Annotated in this window: 18 protein-coding genes; 6 read left to right on the plus strand and 12 right to left on the minus strand. The window is 65.0% G+C overall.

The annotated features are described in order from the left end of the window. Window positions 1-19 precede the first annotated feature (19 nt). The 5 genes from LPN03_RS08650 to LPN03_RS08670 all read left to right on the plus strand — a co-directional run bounded on the left by LPN03_RS08650 (window position 20) and on the right by LPN03_RS08670 (window position 5,540). A complete protein-coding gene (locus tag LPN03_RS08650) occupies window positions 20-889 on the plus strand; it encodes a branched-chain amino acid ABC transporter permease (protein WP_262453903.1) in 870 nt (289 codons plus the stop codon). Beyond that, window positions 886-2,733, plus strand: a complete 1,848-nt coding sequence (locus LPN03_RS08655; protein WP_262453904.1) for a branched-chain amino acid ABC transporter ATP-binding protein/permease — start codon at window positions 886-888, stop codon at window positions 2,731-2,733. Before LPN03_RS08650 ends, LPN03_RS08655 begins: the two co-directional genes overlap by 4 nt. Further along, on the plus strand, window positions 2,730-3,497 hold the full coding sequence (locus tag LPN03_RS08660; protein ID WP_262453905.1) for an ABC transporter ATP-binding protein: 768 nt from the start codon (window positions 2,730-2,732) through the stop codon (window positions 3,495-3,497). Before LPN03_RS08655 ends, LPN03_RS08660 begins: the two co-directional genes overlap by 4 nt. A gap of 91 nt (window positions 3,498-3,588) precedes the next feature. Next, window positions 3,589-4,704 carry a Gfo/Idh/MocA family protein gene (locus LPN03_RS08665; protein ID WP_262453906.1) on the plus strand — a complete coding sequence of 372 codons (1,116 nt, stop codon included), beginning with the start codon at window positions 3,589-3,591 and terminating at the stop codon, window positions 4,702-4,704. Next, a complete protein-coding gene (locus LPN03_RS08670; RefSeq protein WP_316255758.1) occupies window positions 4,701-5,540 on the plus strand; it encodes an aldo/keto reductase in 840 nt (279 codons plus the stop codon). Before LPN03_RS08665 ends, LPN03_RS08670 begins: the two co-directional genes overlap by 4 nt. 85 nt (window positions 5,541-5,625) lie before the next feature. Here LPN03_RS08670 and LPN03_RS08675 read toward each other — a convergent pair whose 3' ends face one another. The 12 genes from LPN03_RS08675 to LPN03_RS08730 all read right to left on the minus strand — a co-directional run bounded on the left by LPN03_RS08675 (window position 5,626) and on the right by LPN03_RS08730 (window position 16,976). Beyond that, window positions 5,626-6,429, minus strand: a complete 804-nt coding sequence (locus tag LPN03_RS08675; RefSeq protein ID WP_262453907.1) for an IclR family transcriptional regulator C-terminal domain-containing protein — start codon at window positions 6,427-6,429, stop codon at window positions 5,626-5,628. Between the two features lie 4 nt (window positions 6,430-6,433). Next, window positions 6,434-7,108: a 3-oxoacid CoA-transferase subunit B gene (locus LPN03_RS08680; protein WP_262453908.1), complete on the minus strand. Its 675-nt coding sequence runs from the start codon at window positions 7,106-7,108 to the stop codon at window positions 6,434-6,436. Then, the gene (locus LPN03_RS08685) at window positions 7,105-7,797 is read right to left on the minus strand and encodes a 3-oxoacid CoA-transferase subunit A (RefSeq protein WP_262453909.1); all 693 of its coding nucleotides are present in this window, start codon (window positions 7,795-7,797) and stop codon (window positions 7,105-7,107) included. Before LPN03_RS08685 ends, LPN03_RS08680 begins: the two co-directional genes overlap by 4 nt. Window positions 7,798-7,806: 9 nt before the next feature. Further along, window positions 7,807-9,021, minus strand: coding sequence for a thiolase family protein (locus LPN03_RS08690; protein ID WP_262453910.1), 1,215 nt, complete (start codon window positions 9,019-9,021; stop codon window positions 7,807-7,809). Beyond that, window positions 9,018-9,515, minus strand: coding sequence for a 4-carboxymuconolactone decarboxylase (pcaC, locus tag LPN03_RS08695; protein ID WP_262453911.1), 498 nt, complete (start codon window positions 9,513-9,515; stop codon window positions 9,018-9,020). Before pcaC ends, LPN03_RS08690 begins: the two co-directional genes overlap by 4 nt. Next, window positions 9,512-10,402 (minus strand): alpha/beta fold hydrolase, encoded by an 891-nt coding sequence (locus tag LPN03_RS08700; protein WP_262453912.1) that lies wholly within the window; start codon window positions 10,400-10,402, stop codon window positions 9,512-9,514. The genes pcaC and LPN03_RS08700 overlap by 4 nt, the downstream gene beginning before the upstream one ends. After that, the gene (locus tag LPN03_RS08705; protein ID WP_262453913.1) at window positions 10,395-11,810 is read right to left on the minus strand and encodes a lyase family protein; all 1,416 of its coding nucleotides are present in this window, start codon (window positions 11,808-11,810) and stop codon (window positions 10,395-10,397) included. Before LPN03_RS08705 ends, LPN03_RS08700 begins: the two co-directional genes overlap by 8 nt. A 5-nt stretch (window positions 11,811-11,815) precedes the next feature. Then, window positions 11,816-12,400 carry a protocatechuate 3,4-dioxygenase subunit alpha gene (gene pcaG / locus LPN03_RS08710; RefSeq protein WP_262453915.1) on the minus strand — a complete coding sequence of 195 codons (585 nt, stop codon included), beginning with the start codon at window positions 12,398-12,400 and terminating at the stop codon, window positions 11,816-11,818. Further along, window positions 12,393-13,193, minus strand: a complete 801-nt coding sequence (pcaH, locus tag LPN03_RS08715; RefSeq protein WP_262453916.1) for a protocatechuate 3,4-dioxygenase subunit beta — start codon at window positions 13,191-13,193, stop codon at window positions 12,393-12,395. Before pcaH ends, pcaG begins: the two co-directional genes overlap by 8 nt. A gap of 96 nt (window positions 13,194-13,289) precedes the next feature. Then, entirely contained in the window at window positions 13,290-15,140 is a 1,851-nt protein-coding gene (locus tag LPN03_RS08720; protein WP_262453917.1) for a bifunctional sugar phosphate isomerase/epimerase/4-hydroxyphenylpyruvate dioxygenase family protein, read from the minus strand. After that, complete coding sequence (locus LPN03_RS08725; protein WP_165182410.1) at window positions 15,140-16,069, minus strand: shikimate dehydrogenase; 930 nt, start codon at window positions 16,067-16,069, stop codon at window positions 15,140-15,142. Before LPN03_RS08725 ends, LPN03_RS08720 begins: the two co-directional genes overlap by 1 nt. Before the next feature lie 136 nt (window positions 16,070-16,205). Next, on the minus strand, window positions 16,206-16,976 hold the full coding sequence (locus tag LPN03_RS08730; RefSeq protein ID WP_165182411.1) for an IclR family transcriptional regulator: 771 nt from the start codon (window positions 16,974-16,976) through the stop codon (window positions 16,206-16,208). A gap of 187 nt (window positions 16,977-17,163) precedes the next feature. Here LPN03_RS08730 and LPN03_RS08735 point away from each other — a divergent pair, with 187 nt between their 5' ends. Next, window positions 17,164-18,480 (plus strand): MFS transporter, encoded by a 1,317-nt coding sequence (locus tag LPN03_RS08735; protein WP_165182412.1) that lies wholly within the window; start codon window positions 17,164-17,166, stop codon window positions 18,478-18,480. Window positions 18,481-18,611: the final 131 nt, after the last annotated feature.

The raw sequence follows: 18,611 nt of genomic DNA on the forward strand, positions 1-18,611 counted from the left end.
CGGTTGAAGGAGTTTCATCATGCAATTTGTTTTGCAGACTTTGGTGGGCGGAGTCGGGATGGGTGCCATCTACGTCCTGGTCGCCTTGGGCTTTTCCCTCGTGTATCGAACCATGGGCCTGGTCAATTTCGCCCACGGCGACATCATCATGGTTGGCGCCTACATTGCCGCAACGTTTTTTGTCAGCAGCAAACTTCCATTTTTCGTTTCCATGGTGCTGGCAATCGTAGCCACTGCTGTTATCGGCTTGCTGATCGAACGCGTCCTGCGGCCCTTGGAAAACAAGGACTTTGACTTGATGCTGATTGGCACCATTGGGTTCGGCATCATGCTGGAGGCCATTGCCATCATGATTTGGGGTGCCACTGGGACATCCGTCCCGGCACCTGTGGACGGCGAGCCGTTCAATATCCTTGGAATCTTCATCAAGCGCTACGAAGTGGTCATAGTGGTGGTTGCGACTGTTGCCGCCGTCGTGCTGTGGCTCTTTCTTGACCGCACCAAGCGGGGGATGGCCATGCAGGCGGTTGCCATGGACTACGAGGAAGCCACGACCTTGGGCATCAACGTTGGCAGGAGCAATGCAATCGCCTTTGCCATCGGGGCCGGCTTGGCTGCCCTCGCCGGAGGACTGGCCGGTCCAGTGCTTTACGTCAATCCCACCTTCGGCTTTAGCCTGGGCATCCTCGGATTCGCCGCAGCCATCTTGGGCGGATTCGGCAACATCAAGGGGGCCATTATTGGCGGGTTGGGAATTGGCGTGCTGCAGGCATTTGCTGCAGGCATTTTCCAAGGCTATGCCGATGTGGCCGTCTTTGTGGTCTTCGCCGTTATCGTTGTCATCCGGCCGACCGGAATCTTTGGAGAAAGTACGGTGAACCGGGCATGATCAAAAAAGCAATACTTACAACCATCCTCGCAGTATTTGCGTTGGTTCTTCCGTATTTGATGAGCGGCTACACAATCCACGCGGCCGACGTTGCCATCATCTACTGTCTTCTGGCCATCGGCCTGTACCTGACCATGGGGATAGCCGGGCAGTTCAATCTGGCCCAAGTGGCCCTCTTTGGAGTTGGCGCCTATGGCTCAGCCATTGCGACCACCACGTTTGGGCTGGGGTTCTGGCCGGCGGCCGTCTTCGGCATCATTGCCGCTATTATTTTGTCCCTCATAGTTGGCATCCCCGCCCTAAGGGTCCAATCACACTATTTGGCAATTGTGACCCTCGGACTGGCCCTGGCCTTTGTCAGTATTGTCTCCAATCTTGTCATCGCAGGCCAGGCCGAAGGCTTGAATAACCTCGTTCCGGCGCAATTCTTCGGCCTGGACATGAGCAGCGACTATTTGTATTACTACCTTGAACTCTTCGTCCTTGTTGCCGGGATATTGTTTGCCGCCTTCGTGGTCCACACCCGCCTGGGGAGGCGGCTGAAAGCCATGCGTGATGACCACTTGGCCGCAGCAGCGATGGGGGCCGAGGTGCCGATCCTGCGCATGATGGCATTTGCCTTCGGCGGCGTCTATGGCGGCGTGGCAGGAGTACTCTATGCCGGGCTGATCCGCTATGTAGCACCCGAATCATTCGGGCTGCCCATCATGTTCCTGCTCCTGGCCATGGTGGTCATCGGCGGGCGTCACTCGCTGCCCGGCGTGGTGGTTGGCGTATTGGCACTGTCGATCGTGCGGGAACTGTTATCGGACTTCTCTTCAGTGGCGCAATTGGCCTATGGTGCCCTCGTGGTGCTGGTGGTTGTCTTCGCGCCGACAGGACTGGCGGGTGTTCCCGCCCGGATCCTGCGGCTCCTTGGCAAGGGGACACGAGCCGTACAGGCCAAAGGCGTGGGGCCGTATGTGGCCAGCCATTCCCCAAAAGAACATGCGGCGGCAACTGCCACCTTCTCTTCGGGCGAACGCCCCGTGGCATTGGAAGCCAAGGAAATCGTGAAGCAATTCAAGGGGCTGAGGGCCCTGAACGGGGTGTCATTCTCTGTTCGAGAAGGCGAAATTCGCGGGATCGTGGGCCCAAACGGTTCGGGCAAAACGACCTTGTTCAACGTCCTCAGTGGTATTCATGCACCGACCGCAGGTGCCATCCGGATCCTCGGGCAGTCCTCCACGTCGGCCTCGGCCTACAACTTGTCCTTGCGGGGGGTGGCAAGAACGTTTCAGAATTTGAGATTGTTCCGGCTCCTCAGTGTCCGGGACAACGTCCTCGTTGCCCTGGACAGATCCACCACCACGTGGTCTTGGCGCTATGTCATTTGGCCTGTTGGGGTATTCCGCACTGATCGCGAACTGCGGCTGCGTGCCGATGAGATCCTGGAGCGCTACGGATTGTCCAAATTCGCGGATTCAGCCCCGGGAGAGCTGTCCTATGGGGCGCAGCGCAGGGTTGAGATCGCCAGGGCGATGGCCACATCGCCAAAGATTCTCCTGCTGGACGAACCGGCCGCCGGCCTCAACGGCGACGAGGTCAATCAGTTGCGGGACATCGTCAATGACATTCGGACGGACGGGGTCACGGTGCTGATCATTGAGCACAACATGGGGCTGGTCATGTCCATGTGCGACAGGGTGACGGTGCTTGCCACCGGTTCCGTCATTGCCGACGGCGCGCCGGCTGAGGTCGCCCGGGTGCCACAAGTCATTGAGGCCTATCTGGGAGATGACGCTGCCTTGGACAACGACCTATTGGAAATAGAAGGCCCTGCCAGTGAAGAGGTCAAGAAATGAGCGCCACGAACGCAATGCCAGGCAGTGCCCAGGCAGAAGGCAGTACGGTTGCCGCTGCGTCCCTGGTAGTCGAAAACCTTGTGGTCAACTACGGCGGTGTCCAGGCAGTGCGGGGCATCAATTTCCGGGTCGGCGTCGGAGAGTCGGTGGGTATTATTGGCGCCAATGGCGCCGGAAAGAGCTCAACACTCAAGGCAACTTTGGGCCTGGTCAAACGAACGGCAGCCCGGCTTGACTACGGTGCAACAGACCTGCTGGCTGTCCAGCCGCGGCACGTTATCCGTCACGGAATTGGATACGTGCCCGAGGGGCGGAAAATCTTCGGCGGACTCTCGGTTGAGAAGAATCTGATGCTCGGCGCCTACACCCAGCGTTGGGGGGAGCATACCCGCAGCCGAATTCAGGAGATCTATGCGATTTTCCCGGTCTTGGGGGACATGAAAAACCGCCTGGGCGGTGCCCTGTCCGGGGGTCAGCAACAAATGATGGCCATCGGCCGGGCCCTCATGTCCAATCCAAGGCTCCTAATTCTCGACGAACCTTCCATGGGCCTTTCCCCCAAACTGGTTGACGACGTTCTTGAGGTCATCCAAAGGCTGCGCGGAGCAGGCATGAGCATCCTGCTGGTTGAGCAAAATGCCAAGCTGACATTCGAGGCAACAACACACTGTTTCGTTATGGAAAACGGCCAAATCGTGGTGGACGGGCCAGCTGACGATCTGCGGCACGACCCCCAGGTCCGCCGCATCTACCTGGGCATCTAGCAACGAAGCCGCTCATTTGGGGCGGTGTTTGCTGTGCAGGCAATATCTGCCTTGCAAAATCATTGGAAATCATCAAAAGAGGAACCAACCCGTGAACTTTCCCACCATGCCGGCACCGCGCATCCTTCGAGTCGGAATTGCCGGATGCGGCGCCATTTCCCGCAATCATCTAGAGGCGTTCCGGGCCGTCGGAAATGTGGAGGTGGTGGGGGTGTGCGACATCGACCCGGACCGGGCCCGCGCCACCGCCGCCGCGTGGGGCGTACCGGGTGCATGCGACACGGTTGAGGAACTTTTGGGCCTGGACCTGGACATTGTCTCCGTGTGCACACCGCACCCCACCCACGAAAGTGTGGTCCTGGCGGCCGCTGCGGCGGGCGTCCACGTGCTCTGTGAGAAGCCCATTGCCACTGAACTGGCCTCCGCTGAACGCATGGTGGCCGCCTGCGATGAGGCAGGCGTGAGGCTCGGCGTGCTGTTCCAGCGCCGGTTCTGGCCTGGTGCCGAGCGTATCCGGGCCGCCATTGACGACGGCACCCTGGGCACTCCTGTCCTGGGGCAGTGCTCGGTCATGCTGCACCGCGACACGGAGTACTACTCCCGGGATGCCTGGCGGGGCACGTGGGCCTACGACGGCGGTGGCGTCCTGATGACCCAGGCCATCCACTACATTGACCTCCTGCAGTGGTTCATGGGAGACGTGGCGGAGGTGTACGGCAAGATCAACACTTTCAAGCATGGTGACCACATTGAAGTGGAAGATTCTGCAACGGCCCTGATCACTTTTACCTCCGGTGCCATGGCAACCCTGGAGGCATCAACAGCCGTGTCGCCGAGCCTGGGGGCGCAGATACGGGTTACCGGGGAAGGCGGTGCTTCAGCATCGTTGACGGAATTTCCCGAGGGCACTGACGGCAGGGTGGATCTCTGGGCGGTGGGGGAATCCATTATTACTGAGCCGGCCCATCCTGCCGGAACCCCGCCTAATGTTGACCTTGGTGCAATCAACGGCCAGCTGATACCGCACCACACAGCCCAGGTCCGTGATTTTGTCCGGGCAATCCAGGAGGGCGCCGTGCCGGCCATCACGGGCCGGGATGCCGTCAAGGCGCTGCGCATACTGCTTGCCGTCTACGAATCCTCCCGCACTGGCCGTCCCGTCCTCTTTGCCCCTCTTGAAACGCGTTCCGGGGCTGTAGCCCCGTGAGCCGCTTCAAGGCTGCCGGCCCGACGGCAGAACTCACACCCGGAGTCAACATTCCCCTCATCGGCATGGGCACTTGGCCGATGAAAGGCAGCGAGGCAACTGAGGCGGTTCGGCAGGCAATTGACAACGGTTACCGCCATGTCGACACGTCAGAGAACTATGAGAACGAAGAAGCCGTGGGCGAAGGAATCCGTCGAAGCGGCGTGGATCGCGGCGAACTCTTTCTTACCACCAAGTTCAACAGCCGGTGGCATGGCCGGGACGCCGTACGCACGGCTTTTGGCCATGCCACCCGCAGGCTGGGCACCGACTACCTCGATCTATTCCTGGTACATTGGCCGAACCCCGCTCAGGGACGATTTGTTGAGGCCTGCGAGGGCCTGCAGCAACTGGCGGATGAGGGATTCATCCGGGCCTGGGGCGTGTCCAACTTCAAAACCGAACACTTGCAGCAGGTTCAACACGTGGGGCTTGTGGTTCCGCTCAACCAGGTGCAGCTCGACCCTGAGTGCGGTCAGCCAGCACTGCTGGCCCACCACCGCGCCCACGGCGTTATGACGGCTGCCTACAGTCCACTTGGCCGGGGAGGCGCCGTCTTGGGCCACCCGGCCCTAACCGGACCGGCAGAAATGCTGGGACGGTCCCCGGCCCAAGTCCTGTTGCGGTGGCATGTCCAACACGGCCGCGTCGCAATTCCCAAGTCGGCCGATGCAGGCCGCCAGCGGGAAAACCTTGACGTGTTCAGTTTCTCCCTGACCCCGGGGCAGCTGGACGCCATTGACGCCCTGGACACTGGTGCCGGGCCGAGACTTGACTCCGATGCCTTCTTCCACTGAAGCAGCGCCCGGAGCCCGGCACCACGGCAACGATGCCAGCATGTGGGATCGGTAACGGCGGCGCTTCGTAGTATTGGCAGCCCGGCTACTTCCCGGCGGCCACGTCCGCGGAGATGAGGGCCGCCGTGCGCAGCAGCTGCTGGCGCACAGTGTCCAAAAAGGCGGCCGGGTCAACCTTTGCGTTTACCGCCTGGGCCTGCAGGGAGACATTGACGGCGGCCACGACGGTCCCGCCGGCGTCTTGCACTGGTGCCGCCATCGACATCAGGCCGAGCTCCAGCTCCTGGTCCAGGAGGCACCACCCCTGAATTCGCACAGCCTGGAGAGCCTCGCGGATTCCGGCTTCGGTCCCGACAGCCGTGGGGGTCAGGGGCACCACGGCGTGGGAGGCGAAATATGCGTTGAGCGCGGCCGGCGGCAGCCCCGCCAGCAGCACCCTTCCCATGGACGTGGCGTAGGCCGGAAAACGGGTGCCCACAGTGATTCCCACGCTCATGATGCGCCGGGTGGCAACGCGGGCCACATAGCTGATGTCGCCGCCGTCGAGCACGGCCGCGGAGGTGGATTCACCCAGCTGGGTCGACAGCGCCTGCAGGTGCGGCTGGGCCAGCTGCGGAAGGGACAGCGCGGACAGGTAGGCGTACCCCAGCTGCAGCACGGACGGGGTCAGGGAAAACTGCCTCTCATCGGTGCGGACATAGCCCAACTCCACCAGTGTGTGCAGGAAGCGCCGGGCGGTGGCGCGGGTCAGCTGCGTTCTTTGGGCGACCTCGGAAAGCGTCATGGCTGGATGGTCGGCGTCGAACGCCCGGATCACTGCCAGCCCGCGGGCCAGGGACTGCACATATTGGTCGCTGGCCACGGGCGGGGCGGTCTGCGCTTCGGTCATTTCCTTATCCTAGCGCCGCCGTCAGGGGTACCGGGACGCGTTCCTGAAGCTCCGCCAGCGTGGTGCCGAACGTTTCCCTGACCTGCACGCCCTCGGCCCCAAGGTGGAAAACAGCCTCATTGGTGTAAACCCTTGTCACGCAGCCCACGCCCGTGAGCGGGTAGCTGCAAGCCTGGACCAGCTTGGCGGAGCCGTCCTTGGCGAACAGGCTCATCATGACGTAAACCTCCTTGGCTCCCGTGGCCAGGTCCATGGCACCCCCGACGGCGGGAATCGCGTCGGGTGCGCCGGTGTGCCAATTGGCCAGGTCGCCGCCTGCTGACACCTGGAACGCCCCGAGCACGCACACGTCCAGGTGGCCCCCGCGCATCATGGCGAAGGAATCGGCGTGGTGAAAGTAGGATGCCCCGGGCAGTTCGGTGACCGGAATCTTGCCGGCATTGATCAGGTCCTGGTCGATGTCGTCGCCGTGGGCCTCTGGCCCCATGCCGAGCATGCCGTTTTCGGTGTGCAGCGTGACGGCCTGCTCGGGGCGGAGGTAGTTGGAGACGAGGGTGGGCTGGCCGATGCCGAGGTTGACGAAGGAGCCGGCCTTGATGTCGGAGGCGACCAGGGCGGCCAGTTCCTCGCGTCCCAGCCGGGTGGCGCTGTGCGCAACGTCTGCTGCCTGGGTGTTCATGGCCTTGCCTCTTCCCTTTCCGGCGCCGCAGCGGGTATCCGGACGATCGTGTTGACGTAAATGCCGGGCGTGACGACGACTTCCGGGTCGAGCCCGCCGGTGTCGACAATATTGCTTACCTGGACGATGCTGGCCGTGGCCGCGGCAGCCATGATGGGCCCAAAGTTCCTGGCGGTCTTGCGGTAGATGAGGTTGCCCGCCCGGTCGGCCGTCAGCGCCTTGATGAGGGCGAAGTCGGCGTAGATGGGGCTCTCGTACACGTGGCCCCGGCCGTCGATCACCCGGGTTTCCTTGCCTTCGGCCAGCATGGTGCCAAAGCCGGTGGGCGTGAAGAAGCCGCCTATCCCTGCCCCGGCGGCCCTGATCCGTTCGGCCAGGTTGCCCTGCGGGACAAGCTCCAACTCGATCTCCCCGGCCCTGTAGGCGGCGTCAAAGTGCCAGGAGTCGGACTGCCGCGGGAAGGAGCAGATGATCCGGCGGACCCTGCGTTCCTTGATCAGCAGTGCCAGGCCGGCGTCGCCCTGGCCGGCGTTGTTGTTCACCACGGTCAGGCCGGTGGCGCCGCCGTCGAGCAGGGCATCGATAAGTTCCATGGGCTGGCCGGCATTGCCGAAACCGCCGATCAGCACGGTTGAATTGTCCCCGATGCCGGCCACGGCCTCGGCCGCGGAGTTTGCAATAATGGGCATTGGCTTCCCCTAGTTCTTCGCCGCGTTGATGGGTGCGCTGACATTCTCCAGCACAATGGCCAGGCCCTGGCCCACGCCGATGCAGATCGCGGCCACACCCCAGCGTTCCCCGCTAGCCTGCAGGCTCCGGGCCAGTGTGCCCAGCAGGCGGGCGCCGGACGCGCCCAGCGGGTGCCCCATGGCGATGGCCCCGCCGTGACGGTTCACGAGCTCCGGGTCAATGCCCCAGGCATCGATGCAAGCCAGCGACTGCGCGGCAAAGGCCTCATTAAGTTCGACGGCGCCCACCTGCTCCCAGCCGATTCCCGCCTTTGCAAGGGCCCGGTTTGCGGCCTCGACGGGCCCATAGCCAAAGAATTGCGGGTCCACGCCGCTGGCGCCTCGCCCGGCGATCCGGGCAAGCGGGTCCAGCCCCAGGATCCTGGCGGCCGCCTCCGAGCCCAGCCAGGCTGCGGAGGCTCCGTCGGACAGGGGAGAGGAGGTAGCCGCCGTGACAGTGCCGCCCAGCTCCTCGTTCCGGAAGACCGTCTTCAGCCCGGCCAGTTTCGCAGCGGTGGAGCCGGGTCGGATGCCCTCGTCCCGCAGCAGCTCCGTGCCCGGGACCACGGTGGTGAGGTTGTCGTAGAAGCCTTCGTCCCAGGCTGCAGCCGCCAGGTTGTGGGAGCGGGCGGCAAATTCATCCTGGCGTTCGCGGGTGATCCCATACTTTTCGCCCAGCTGCTCAGTGGCCTCGCCCAGGGACACCGTCCATTCGCCGGGCATGTCCGGGTTGACCAAACGCCAGCCCAGGGTGGTGGAGGAGAGGGACAGATCGCCGGCCGGGAAGGGGCGCTCCGTCTTGGGCAGCACCCACGGCGCCCGGCTCATCGACTCGGCGCCACCCACCAGCACCAGCTCGGCGTCGCCGACGTTGATTTGGCGGGATGCGATCATGGCCGCGTCCAGGGAGGAGCCGCACAGGCGGTTGACCGTGGTGCCGGGGATGGAGGTGGGCAGCCCGGCCAGCAGGGTGGCCATGCGTGCCACGTTCCTGTTTTCCTCCCCGGCGCCGTTCGCGTTGCCAAACACCACCTCGTCAATCCTGGTTACGTCCAGCCGGGGCGCGCGGGCCACGGATTCCCGGACCACGTGTGCGGCCAGGTCATCCGGGCGGACCCCGGCCAGGGTGGATCCAAATTTGCCGAAGGGTGTGCGGACAGCGTCGTAAAGGTACGCGTGGTTCATGGCAGTTCGTCTTTCTGGGTGGCTGCTTCGGCCGGCTCGTTGTCGAGGCCGGCAAAGACTTCCTGGGCGGTCTTGAAGGCCGTGTTGGCGGAGGGGACCCCGCAGTAGATGGCGGTTTGGAGCAGGATCTCTTTGATCTCGTCCCGGGACAGTCCGTTGCGCAGCGCCGCCCGGAGGTGCATGGCCAGTTCTTCCCAGTGGCCGTGGGCCACCATGGCGGTAATGGTCACCGCGGAGCGCATCTGCCGGCTGAGGCCCGGCCGGGTCCAGATGCCCCCCCAGGCGATGCGGGTGATCATGTCCTGGAAGTCGGCGGTGAAGCCGTCCATGGCCGCGCCGGCCCGGTCAACATGGGCGTCCCCGAGCACTTCGCGGCGGACGGCCAACCCGGCGCGGTACACCTCCGCCGTGGTGGCCTCCGGCGTGACTGCGCCTTGGGGCGGCACGTCTTCGGATCCGGCGCTGCCGGGCTGGGGTGCTGTTGTGGCGGTCATGGCTGGTTCCATTCGATCAGGCTGCGGAGCAGCCGGGCCACTTCGCCGGGCGCTTCGGCCGGGGCCAGGTGGGAAACATGCGGGAGGGTCACGGAAAGCGCCCCGTTTGGTGAGGGAGCGTTGGGGGTGGCGTTGACGGCGTCCACCATGGCCTGCGCCATCTCCGGCGGCGCCACGGTGTCCTCCTCTCCGGCCACGGCCTGGAACGGCACCCTGATCCGGCCCAGTTCGCCGCGGACGTCAAAGCCGGCCAGAGCGCCGCAACAGTGGGCGTAGCTGAAGCGGTCGGCGTCCCGCAGGGAATGGAGCAGCCGGCTGGCCAGGACGGGGTCGCGGTCCATGGACCCCTTGGCAAACCAGCGCTGGGCCGAGCCTTGGATCATGACGGGCGTGCCCTGGGTGCGGACGGTATTGGCCCTCTCGGCCCACGCTTCGGGTGAGCCGAGCTTGGGCCCGGAGCACTGCACGGACAGGCCCAGGAGCCGCGTTCCGTGGTCAATTCCGAGCTGCAAACCCACTGCCCCGCCCAGGGAGACGCCGGCGTAGTGGAATTGTGCGCCCGGGGCGATCGAATCAACCAGTGTGATGACGGCTTCCGCGAGCCCGGCGACGGTGAAGGGCGACTCCGAGGCCGGGGACACCCCGTGCCCCGGCAGGTCCCAGGCAACCACGTCCACAGGGGTGCCGCCGTCGTTCTGGCCGCCTGTCCCGCCGCCTGTGCCGCCGCCCAGGAGGGCCCCCACGTGCTCCCACAGCACGGAGGAAGTGCCCAGTGAACAGCCCACCACCAGCAGCGGGTGCTGCCCGAGGGGCCGCTGCGGGGACAGCAGCACCGCCTTGACGGCGGGCACGCGGGTGTCCACGACCATTTCCCTTGCCTCACTCATGGCTGGTTCCTTCCGGCGCCCACTGGGGGTGGGCGGCAAATATTCGTGTGACAATTGCACGGCTTTCACCCAGGTAGCCGGCAGGATCCAGCAAGGCGTCCAGCCCGGCATCGGACAGTGCATGCCGCGGCACGGCGTCCCGCAGGAGCCGGGCGAATTCCGCCCCCTGGTCCCCGGCGGGTGCTGCCAGGGCCCGGTCCACCACGGCCTGGAACAGTTCCCTGCCGCCGGCGCTGCCGCCCCCGTCGCTGAGCAGGGGCACCACGGCGGCACTGACTGCCTCGCTCAAGAGCAGCGCGCCGCTGAGTCCCAGGTTGCGGCGCATGGCGGCCGGAAAAACCTGCAGGCCGCAGGCCACTTCGCGCAGGGCGGCCAGGGCGCCGCCAGCCAGTTGTAGGAGGGACAGCAGTGCGGCCCACTCACTGTGCCAGGCGCCGTCAGGGCGTTCGTCGACGGACAGGGCGGCCGCCAGGTGCAGTTGTGCCGCATGGTGGGGGGCTGCCAGGGCCGCACTGCGCACCAGCACGGACAGGATGGGGTTTTGCTTCTGCGGCATGGCCGAGGAAACGCCGCGGCCCGCGGCCCGGGGCTCGGCCAGCTCGCCAAATTCCGGACGGCTGAGCAGCAGCACATCGTTGGCGACCTTCCCCGCCGCGTCACACAGGGAGGCAAGGGCGTCACCCAGGGCTGTCACGGCGGCCCGGTTGGTGTGCCACGGCGCCGGCGCCGCAGCCAGGCCCAGCTCACGGGCCCAGGAATCGGCCAGCGTGAAAGGATCCGTGCCCGCGCTGGCGGCCAGGACGGAGCCGGCAGCCAGCGTCCCGGACGCCCCGCCGAACTGCACCGGGAACTCGATGGCGTCCAGTCGTGCTGCAGCCGACGCGAGCCCGTGGAACCATTGCGCCGCCTTCAGCCCAAAGGTGGATGGCAGGGAATGCTGGGTCAGCGTCCGTGCCACCTGCAGCGTGTCGAGGTGGGATTTGGCCAAGCCGGCCAGTCCCGCAGCGGCACCCGCCACGTCCTCCCGGAGGGGGGCCACGGCCTTCCGGGCCAGCCACATCAGGGCGGTGTCGAGCACGTCCTGGCTGGTCAGCGACGCATGGACGGCAGCAGCCGCCGGCGCATTGCGGCCGGCCACCAGGGTGCGCAGGCGCGCCACGATGGGGATCACGGGGTTCCCCCCTCCCTGCCCGGCCGCCGCCAGTTCCGCGGCGTCGAAGGAGCCTTCCCGCACCGCTTCCTGGACCGAGGCGGCTGAGCCGGCCGGGGCCAGGCCCGCATTTTCCAGGACCGCGACCCACGCGGATTCAACCGCGAGCACGGCCGCCACCACGGCGTCGTCGTCCGTCAGCGACCTCAGCTGCGGGTCGGCGGTGGCGGGGGAAAGCAGGCCAAAGGTGCCGGGCACGGACCTCACGCTCCCTGGGCTGGGGCGTGCCGGGCGCCGTCGAACTCCAGGAACACGGTCTCGCCGTCACCTTGGAGGCGCAGGTCCCAGCGCAGGCCGCCGTCGGGCTCGCGGCTGGCCAGCAGGGTGGACCGGCGCTCCTCCGGGAGGGAAGCAAGCAGGGGGTCGGCGGCGAGGGCCGCGGTGTCCTCGGGCAGGTAGATCCGGGTGAACAGGCGGTTGGTGAGCCCGCGGGCAAACAGCACGACGGCGATGAACGGTGCCGCTCCGGGGCGGGTGGCGCCGGGGTTGACCGTGGTGAAGGTGTACCTGCCCGTGTTGCCTGTCGAGGCGCGGCCCCAGCCGGTGAAGGTGTAGCCGTCGCGGACCAGGGAGCCTGTTTCGGCGACAACGTTGCCGTCCGCATCGGGCTGCCAGATCTCCAGGATGGCGTCCGGGATGGGAGCTCCGGCGCCGTCGGTGACAGTGCCCTGCAGGCGGATGCTGCCGGGGCGTCCGGGGGCGGCGAGCTCGTTGTCCTTCTCAAAGGGCAGGGCGTAGCCGAAGAAGGGCCCCACAGTTTGGCCTGGGGTTGGGGTGAGATTATCCATGGTGTTCGCCGTCCTCGCCGAGTGCCTCAGTTTCCGTCCAGGTCCGCTTCGGGCCGGTCAGGACGATGTCCCAGTTGTAGCCCAGGGACCATTCGGGGGAGGTGAGCTCGTGGTTGTACGTGGCCACGAGCCTGTCCCGGGCGTCCTGGTCCACGATGGATTGGTAAATGGGGTCCAGCGGAAAGAGCTGGTCCCCGGGGAAATACATTTGCGTGATGATCCGCTGGGTGAACTCGCTGCCGAAGAGTGAAAAGTGGATGTGCGCCGGGCGCCAGGCGTTGATGTGGTTCTTCCACGGGTACGCGCCCGGCTTGATGGTGGTGAACGCGTAGGATCCGTCCGCGCCGGTGATGCAGCGGCCCACGCCCGTGAAGTTCGGGTCGATGGGGGCCGGGTGCTGGTCGCGCTTGTGGATGTACCGGCCCGCCGCATTGGCCTGCCAGATTTCCACCAATTGCCCGGCCACGGGGCGGCCGTCGCCGTCGAGCACCTTGCCCGCCACCTTGATGCGTTCGCCCTGGGGTTCGCCGTTGTGGACGATGGTCAGGTCCGCCTCGAGGGGGCTGACATCCTGGTGGCCGAACGCGGGGGAGGCAAGTTCAATGGTTTCCGGGTCCGTGTGGTGCAGGTTTTTGGTTGGGTGGCGCAGGATGCTGCTCCTGTAGGGGGCGTAGTCCAGGCTGGGCTGCGTCAAGGGTGCAGCACCTGCTGCCAGGGACTGGCGGTACGTGGAGGCAATGGCCTGGATCTCGGCGCTCATTTCCTGCTGGGTGTTTTGCCGCGGGCTGGTCATGGTGCCTTCCTTTCCTGTGTTTGCTGGGTGGTTGTTTGCTGGGTGGTTGTTTGCTGGGTGGTTGGGTTCAAATTCGTGTTGTGGCTTGGCCGTGCATCAGGCGCTGGAATGCCGCAGGCCGTATTGGACTGCGTGCCGGACGGGCGCGTTGGGCGCGCCGTAACCGTCGTAGCCGCCGCGCCTCTCAACCATTTCAAAGAACACGCTGCCCACCGTGGCGGTGTAAAAGTGCAGAAATTCGCCGTCTGCGTCCCTGTCGTAGAGCAGGTTCAGCTCCCGCAGGGTGTCCAGGAAGTCCGGTTCCAGGTCAAAGCGGGCCGCCAGGTCCTGGTAATAGTTTTCCGGGATGTCCAGGAATTTCAGGCCGCGTTTCCTGGCGGCGCGTGCCGTGGCAACCAGGTCGTCCACGGCAAAGGCGATGTGTTCCTGGTAGCTCTTGTGGACGCCGTCGCCCTGCTGGATGAGCGGGGCCAGGTTGAGGACAAGGCGCACGCCGCGGTTGGAGGTGTCCATGACCTGGGAGCGGACCAGGCCTGTGGGGCTCGGCACCTCCGCGAAGGGCTGGGGTTCCAGCGCCAGGGCGCTGGTGTAGAACAGCACGGCTTCGTCAAAGTGCTGCCATGGCTGGGCCAGGTTCACGTGGTCGATGACAGCCCCCGGCCTTCTGCCGCCCCGTCCGGCGGCGCCGGGGCCGAATTCGCTTGTCCACGCCGCCGCGCCGTCGGCGCTGCCCTGGCACAGGAAGATTTCCGTGGAGTCGGGGGCGGCGATGCCCTGGAAGACTTCCTCGTCCGCCTGCGACTTGCGGGGAACCACCGGGGCCAGGAGCTGCTGGGCCCGGGATGACGCCAGCAGGGGATTCTCGACGTCGAAGCCAAGGGCCGAGATGGCAGGCTCCGCACTCTCCGGGGCTGCCTCGTTGATGACCACGCGCGCCTGGCCCATGGTCCACAACTGGACGTCCTTGGTGCGGTGTCGCCCCTCGGACGTGAAGCCAAGGTGTCCCAGCAGTGTCTCCACGGCAGGGGTGCTGGCGGCCTTGACCTCGGCAAAATTGAACCCGGTGGGCTCGGGGACCCGGGGGAGCGTGGCCATGCGCAGGGGCAGCCGTTCCGTTTCGCCTGCCGACGCCAGCCAGGCGGCGCCTTGCTCCTGGAGCCAAACCAGGGAACGCATTGCGTCAACGGCGGTTCTCGTGACATCGGACTGGCGGAAGACGTCGTTGAAGATTTCCAGGGAGACGGGACCGTCGTACCCGGTGCGGGCCAGGTGCCCCATGAACTTGGCGAGGTTGAACTGGCCCTCCCCGGGAAAGACCCTGTAGTGGCGGCTGAGGGACAGCACGTCCAGGGAAAGCTTGGGGGCGTCCGCAACCTGGACAAAGAAGATCTTTCCGGCTTCCAGCTTTTCAATTGGGGCGGTGTCCCAGTCGCGGGAGAGGATGTGGAAGGAATCCAGGCAGGTCCCCAAATTGGGGTGGTCCACGGCCTGGACCAGGCGGTGGGCGTGCTCAAAGTCGTTGACATACCGGCCCCAGGCCAACGCCTCGTAGGCAACCTTGACGCCGTGGTCCCCGGCTAGGCCCGCCAACTGGGCCAGCTGCGCAGCGAGGACGTCGTCCTCCCCGCGCGTGGCGGTGGCCACGTTGGAACACACCAGGATGGTGTCGATGCCCAGCCTGTCCATGAGTGTGAATTTCGCAGCGGCCCGGCGGAGGTTGGCTGAGAGCTGTTCATCGTCCACGCCGTCGAAGTCCCGGAAGGGCTGGTAGAGGTCAAGGGACAGGCCCAAGTCCGCCGCCCGGCTCCTGACTTCCTCCGGGCTCATGGCGGAGGTGACAAGGTCCTGTTCAAAGATTTCAATTCCGTCAAAGCCGGCCCTGGCACAGGCGGCCATCTTCTCCTCGAGCGTGCCTGACAGGCAGACAGTGGCGATTCCGGTGCGCATCAGCCGGCCGCCCCGCTGAGCAGCGGCTGGGTTCCATGGCTGGTGGCCGCTGTTGCGCTGCCTTCGCGTTCAACCATGTCCAGAAAGTGGGTGCGCATGTGGTCGGCGTCGGCGTCCCTGCCGGTAAACAACCGGAAGGCGTCCGCCGCCTGGCCCACGGCCATGCGTCCGCCGTCGAGGACCAGGCAGCCCCGCTTGCGTGCATGCTGCACCAGTTCAGTCTCGATGGGCCGGTACACAATGTCGGCCACCCAGTGGTGCGGGGTCAGCAATTCCAGGTCAAAGGAGGCGCCGGGGTGCTCCTTCATGCCCATGGGGGTGCAGTTCACCAGGCCGTCGGCGCCCGGCACCAGCATGTCCAGCCCGCCAATGCCGCCACCGGAGACTGTGCGGTCCGGGAACAGGCCCTGAAGTTCTTCAGCCCGGCTGACGGCCCGGCCGCCATCCATGTCCACCAGGTCCAGGTGTTGCACCCCGGCGCTGAGGAGGGCGTACGCCACAGCCGAGCCCGCCCCGCCGGCGCCGAGTTGGACCACGCGGCCCACGGGGGCGTTCGGCAGCCCGGTGGCAAAGGCCCCGCCGAAGCCCGAGAAGTCGGTGTTGTGGCCAATAAAGCCACCGTCCCGGATCAGCACGGTGTTGACGGCGCCAAGCCTGCGGGCGTCCTCGGACACCTCATCGAGGAAGGGCAGCACCAGCTGCTTGCAGGGGTGGGTGACGTTGAGGCCGTTGAAGCCCATGCGGGCGGCGGCTTCCAGCAAGTCGCCGACGGCGGTGGGGGCCAGTCCAAGTTCCAGCAGGTCGATGGGGCGGTACAGCAGGCGCAGTCCCTGGCGGTCGGCTTCGCGTTCGTGCAGGGCCGGCGACAGGGAGGGCAGGACGCCTTCCCCGATGAGCCCCAACAAATATGACTCGGCTCGAATACTCATGCGCATGGCTCCTTTGGGGTTGTCACCGCGGGCCGGGAAGGTGGGTCCGTCCGGCGGACGCTCCGGTGACATGAATGACATTACAACACTTGTTCGTATTTTGTACAGATGTTCACATCTTGAACATCGTGAAAAGTTATCTGACGGGCAATTTGACGGACAGCTCGGCGGCGGCGGATTTCAGCAGCGGAACATGGGCCACCATCTGTTCAATGGTCAGCCGGAATATCGGGGCCGCAATGGCCAATGAGGCAAACGCAACGCCCTGGGCATTGAGTACCGGCACGGACACCGCGCGCATGCCCAGTTCGTTTTCCTCGTCCATGACGGAATAGCCCTGGCTGCGCACCCGGGCAATCTCTTCACGGAAGGTGTCCCTGTCCGTAATTGACCTGGCGGTCAGGGGCTTGAGTTCCAGCTCCTCCACCAGCCGGGTCCGGTCGGCATCCGCCGCGAAGGCCACCAGCGCCTTGCCCACGGAGGTGGTGTGGAGCAAGCCCAGGTGGCCTGGATCGCTGGTAACGCGGAATGTCTGGGGTCCGTCCACCTTGCTTACGGTGAGGTGCCGTTCGCCGTCGCGCACGGAAAGTATGGTTGCCTCGCCCGTCACGTCGGTGACCCGCTGCAGGATGGGCATGGCAGTGCCGGCAAAGCCGTGGTGGTTGGAGACCTGCTGGCCCAGCTGGAAGACGCGCAGGCCCAGCCGGTACAGCCGGCCGTCCGGTTCGTAGTCAACAAAGCCGTCCCGGGTCAGTGAGCCCAGCAGCCGGTAGGTGGTGCTGAACGGCAGGGCGGCCAGCTTGGAGAGTTCGGAGGCACTGGCCCCCCGCGGCTCCGAGCCCAGCAGCACCAGCAGCCCCAGCGCCTTGCCGATCATGTCAGTCTTGGTGTCCTCAGTCACAGTCATGGTTCCATGTTGCCACATGGTGGGAGCTGTGACTAGATGGTGAAAGTAATCCTTGACAAGTGACGCCAGTCACGGTCATGATTTCTACATAGCACAAGTCGTTGCCACAATGTGGAAACGCCGCGAAAACTTTGAACTACGCAACACGCCAGTATTTTGAGACACCGCAGTCACACAAAGGAATCCGATGAAACAAACAATGCGCCTCAGCGAGCGAGGCCTGGCCCCCACTGAAGGGACTCCCAAGAAGGCAGCCCTGGCCAGCTTCCTGGGCAGCGCGGTCGAATACTACGACTTCTTCATTTTTGGATCTGCCGCGGCATTGATCTTCCCCCACGTCTTCTTCCCCAGCGCAGATGCCAACGCCGCCATCATGTCCTTTGCCACGTTTGGCTTTGCCTACGTTGCCCGGCCCTTCGGAGCTGTCATCCTGGGCCATTTTGGCGACAAGATCGGCCGGCAAAAGGTCCTGCTTTTCACCTTGGTCCTCATGGGCGGATCCACATTCATCATTGGCTGCCTGCCGGACTTTGCCACGGTGGGTTGGCTGGCGCCGATCCTGCTGGTGCTGGCCCGCCTGTGCCAGGGACTCTCCGCAGCCGGTGAGCAGGCAGGGGCTTCGTCCCTGACGCTCGAACACGCCCAGGACCACCAGCGCTCCTTCTTTACTTCGTGGACGCTGACCGGCACGCAGGGCGGGCAAATCCTGGCGGCCCTCATTTTCATCCCCGTGGTTGCCCTCCCGGACGACATCAAGTACGGCATCGGCTGGCGCATCCCGTTCTGGGTCAGTGCCATCGTGGTGGTCATTGCCTTCTTCATCCGCAGGTCCCTGGCCGAGCCGCCCGCGTTTGCGGAGGCCAAGAAGAACGACCAGATTGCCAAGCTGCCCATTGCCGAACTGCTCAAGCACCACTGGCGCGACGTTGTCAGGGTTATCTGCTGCGCGTTCATTGCTGCCGTCAGCACGGTCTTTGGCGCCCTGGCCATCAAGTATGCCCAGGACGTGGCGCACGTGAACAACACCATCACCCTGTGGCTGGTGGTCGCCGCCAACTTTGTGGCCTTGTTTACCCAACCGATGTTCGGCAAGCTCGCGGACCGGATCGGCCGCAAGCCTGTCTTCATTTACGGCGCCCTGGCCAGCGCGGTCATGACCCCGCTGTTCCTGCTGTCCCTGGAATCGGGCAGCGTGCCGCTGATGTTCCTTGTCTCGATTGTCTACTTTGCCTGCGGCTACGCTGCCGCCAATGCCGTCTGGCCATCCTTCTACGGCGAAATGTTCAGCACCAAGGTCCGTTTTTCCGGCCTCGCCATTGGCACCCAGATCGGCTTCCTGATGGCAGGCTTTGCACCCGCCATTGTTGCCGCCATGGGCGGAATCAAGCCCGGCGGGTGGGTCCAGATCAGCATCTTCACCGGAGTCATCTGCATCATTGCCGCCGTCTCGGCCTCAACGGCCAAGGAGACGTTCAAGGTCCCCACGGCGGAACTGGGCCGCTAGCCCCCTTGCCAAGAACGACGGCGGCACCCGGCTTGCGCTTTCAGCGCGCGGCGGGTGCCGCCGTCGTGCGGGAAGAAGAATTTCATCAAAATTGCCGATGGATTTAATGTGGGCAACAGCTTGGGTTAGAC

Origin of the sequence: Arthrobacter sp. A2-55 (assembly GCF_025548615.1) — a bacterium.
Taxonomy (GTDB): domain Bacteria; phylum Actinomycetota; class Actinomycetes; order Actinomycetales; family Micrococcaceae; genus Specibacter; species Specibacter silviterrae.

Coding starts and splice junctions, on each gene's coding strand:
- LPN03_RS08680 (WP_262453908.1), bottom strand. CDS start 7,108: ATGAACACCCAGGCAGCAGACGTTGCGCACAGCGCCACCCGGCTGGGA.
- LPN03_RS08675 (WP_262453907.1), bottom strand. CDS start 6,429: ATGACCGAAGCGCAGACCGCCCCGCCCGTGGCCAGCGACCAATATGTG.
- LPN03_RS08690 (WP_262453910.1), bottom strand. CDS start 9,021: ATGAACCACGCGTACCTTTACGACGCTGTCCGCACACCCTTCGGCAAA.
- LPN03_RS08700 (WP_262453912.1), bottom strand. CDS start 10,402: ATGAGTGAGGCAAGGGAAATGGTCGTGGACACCCGCGTGCCCGCCGTC.
- LPN03_RS08685 (WP_262453909.1), bottom strand. CDS start 7,797: ATGCCCATTATTGCAAACTCCGCGGCCGAGGCCGTGGCCGGCATCGGG.
- pcaH (WP_262453916.1), bottom strand. CDS start 13,193: ATGACCAGCCCGCGGCAAAACACCCAGCAGGAAATGAGCGCCGAGATC.
- pcaC (WP_262453911.1), bottom strand. CDS start 9,515: ATGACCGCCACAACAGCACCCCAGCCCGGCAGCGCCGGATCCGAAGAC.
- LPN03_RS08735 (WP_165182412.1), top strand. CDS start 17,164: ATGAAACAAACAATGCGCCTCAGCGAGCGAGGCCTGGCCCCCACTGAA.
- pcaG (WP_262453915.1), bottom strand. CDS start 12,400: ATGGATAATCTCACCCCAACCCCAGGCCAAACTGTGGGGCCCTTCTTC.
- LPN03_RS08725 (WP_165182410.1), bottom strand. CDS start 16,069: ATGAGTATTCGAGCCGAGTCATATTTGTTGGGGCTCATCGGGGAAGGC.
- LPN03_RS08720 (WP_262453917.1), bottom strand. CDS start 15,140: ATGCGCACCGGAATCGCCACTGTCTGCCTGTCAGGCACGCTCGAGGAG.
- LPN03_RS08655 (WP_262453904.1), top strand. CDS start 886: ATGATCAAAAAAGCAATACTTACAACCATCCTCGCAGTATTTGCGTTG.
- LPN03_RS08650 (WP_262453903.1), top strand. CDS start 20: ATGCAATTTGTTTTGCAGACTTTGGTGGGCGGAGTCGGGATGGGTGCC.
- LPN03_RS08730 (WP_165182411.1), bottom strand. CDS start 16,976: ATGACTGTGACTGAGGACACCAAGACTGACATGATCGGCAAGGCGCTG.
- LPN03_RS08660 (WP_262453905.1), top strand. CDS start 2,730: ATGAGCGCCACGAACGCAATGCCAGGCAGTGCCCAGGCAGAAGGCAGT.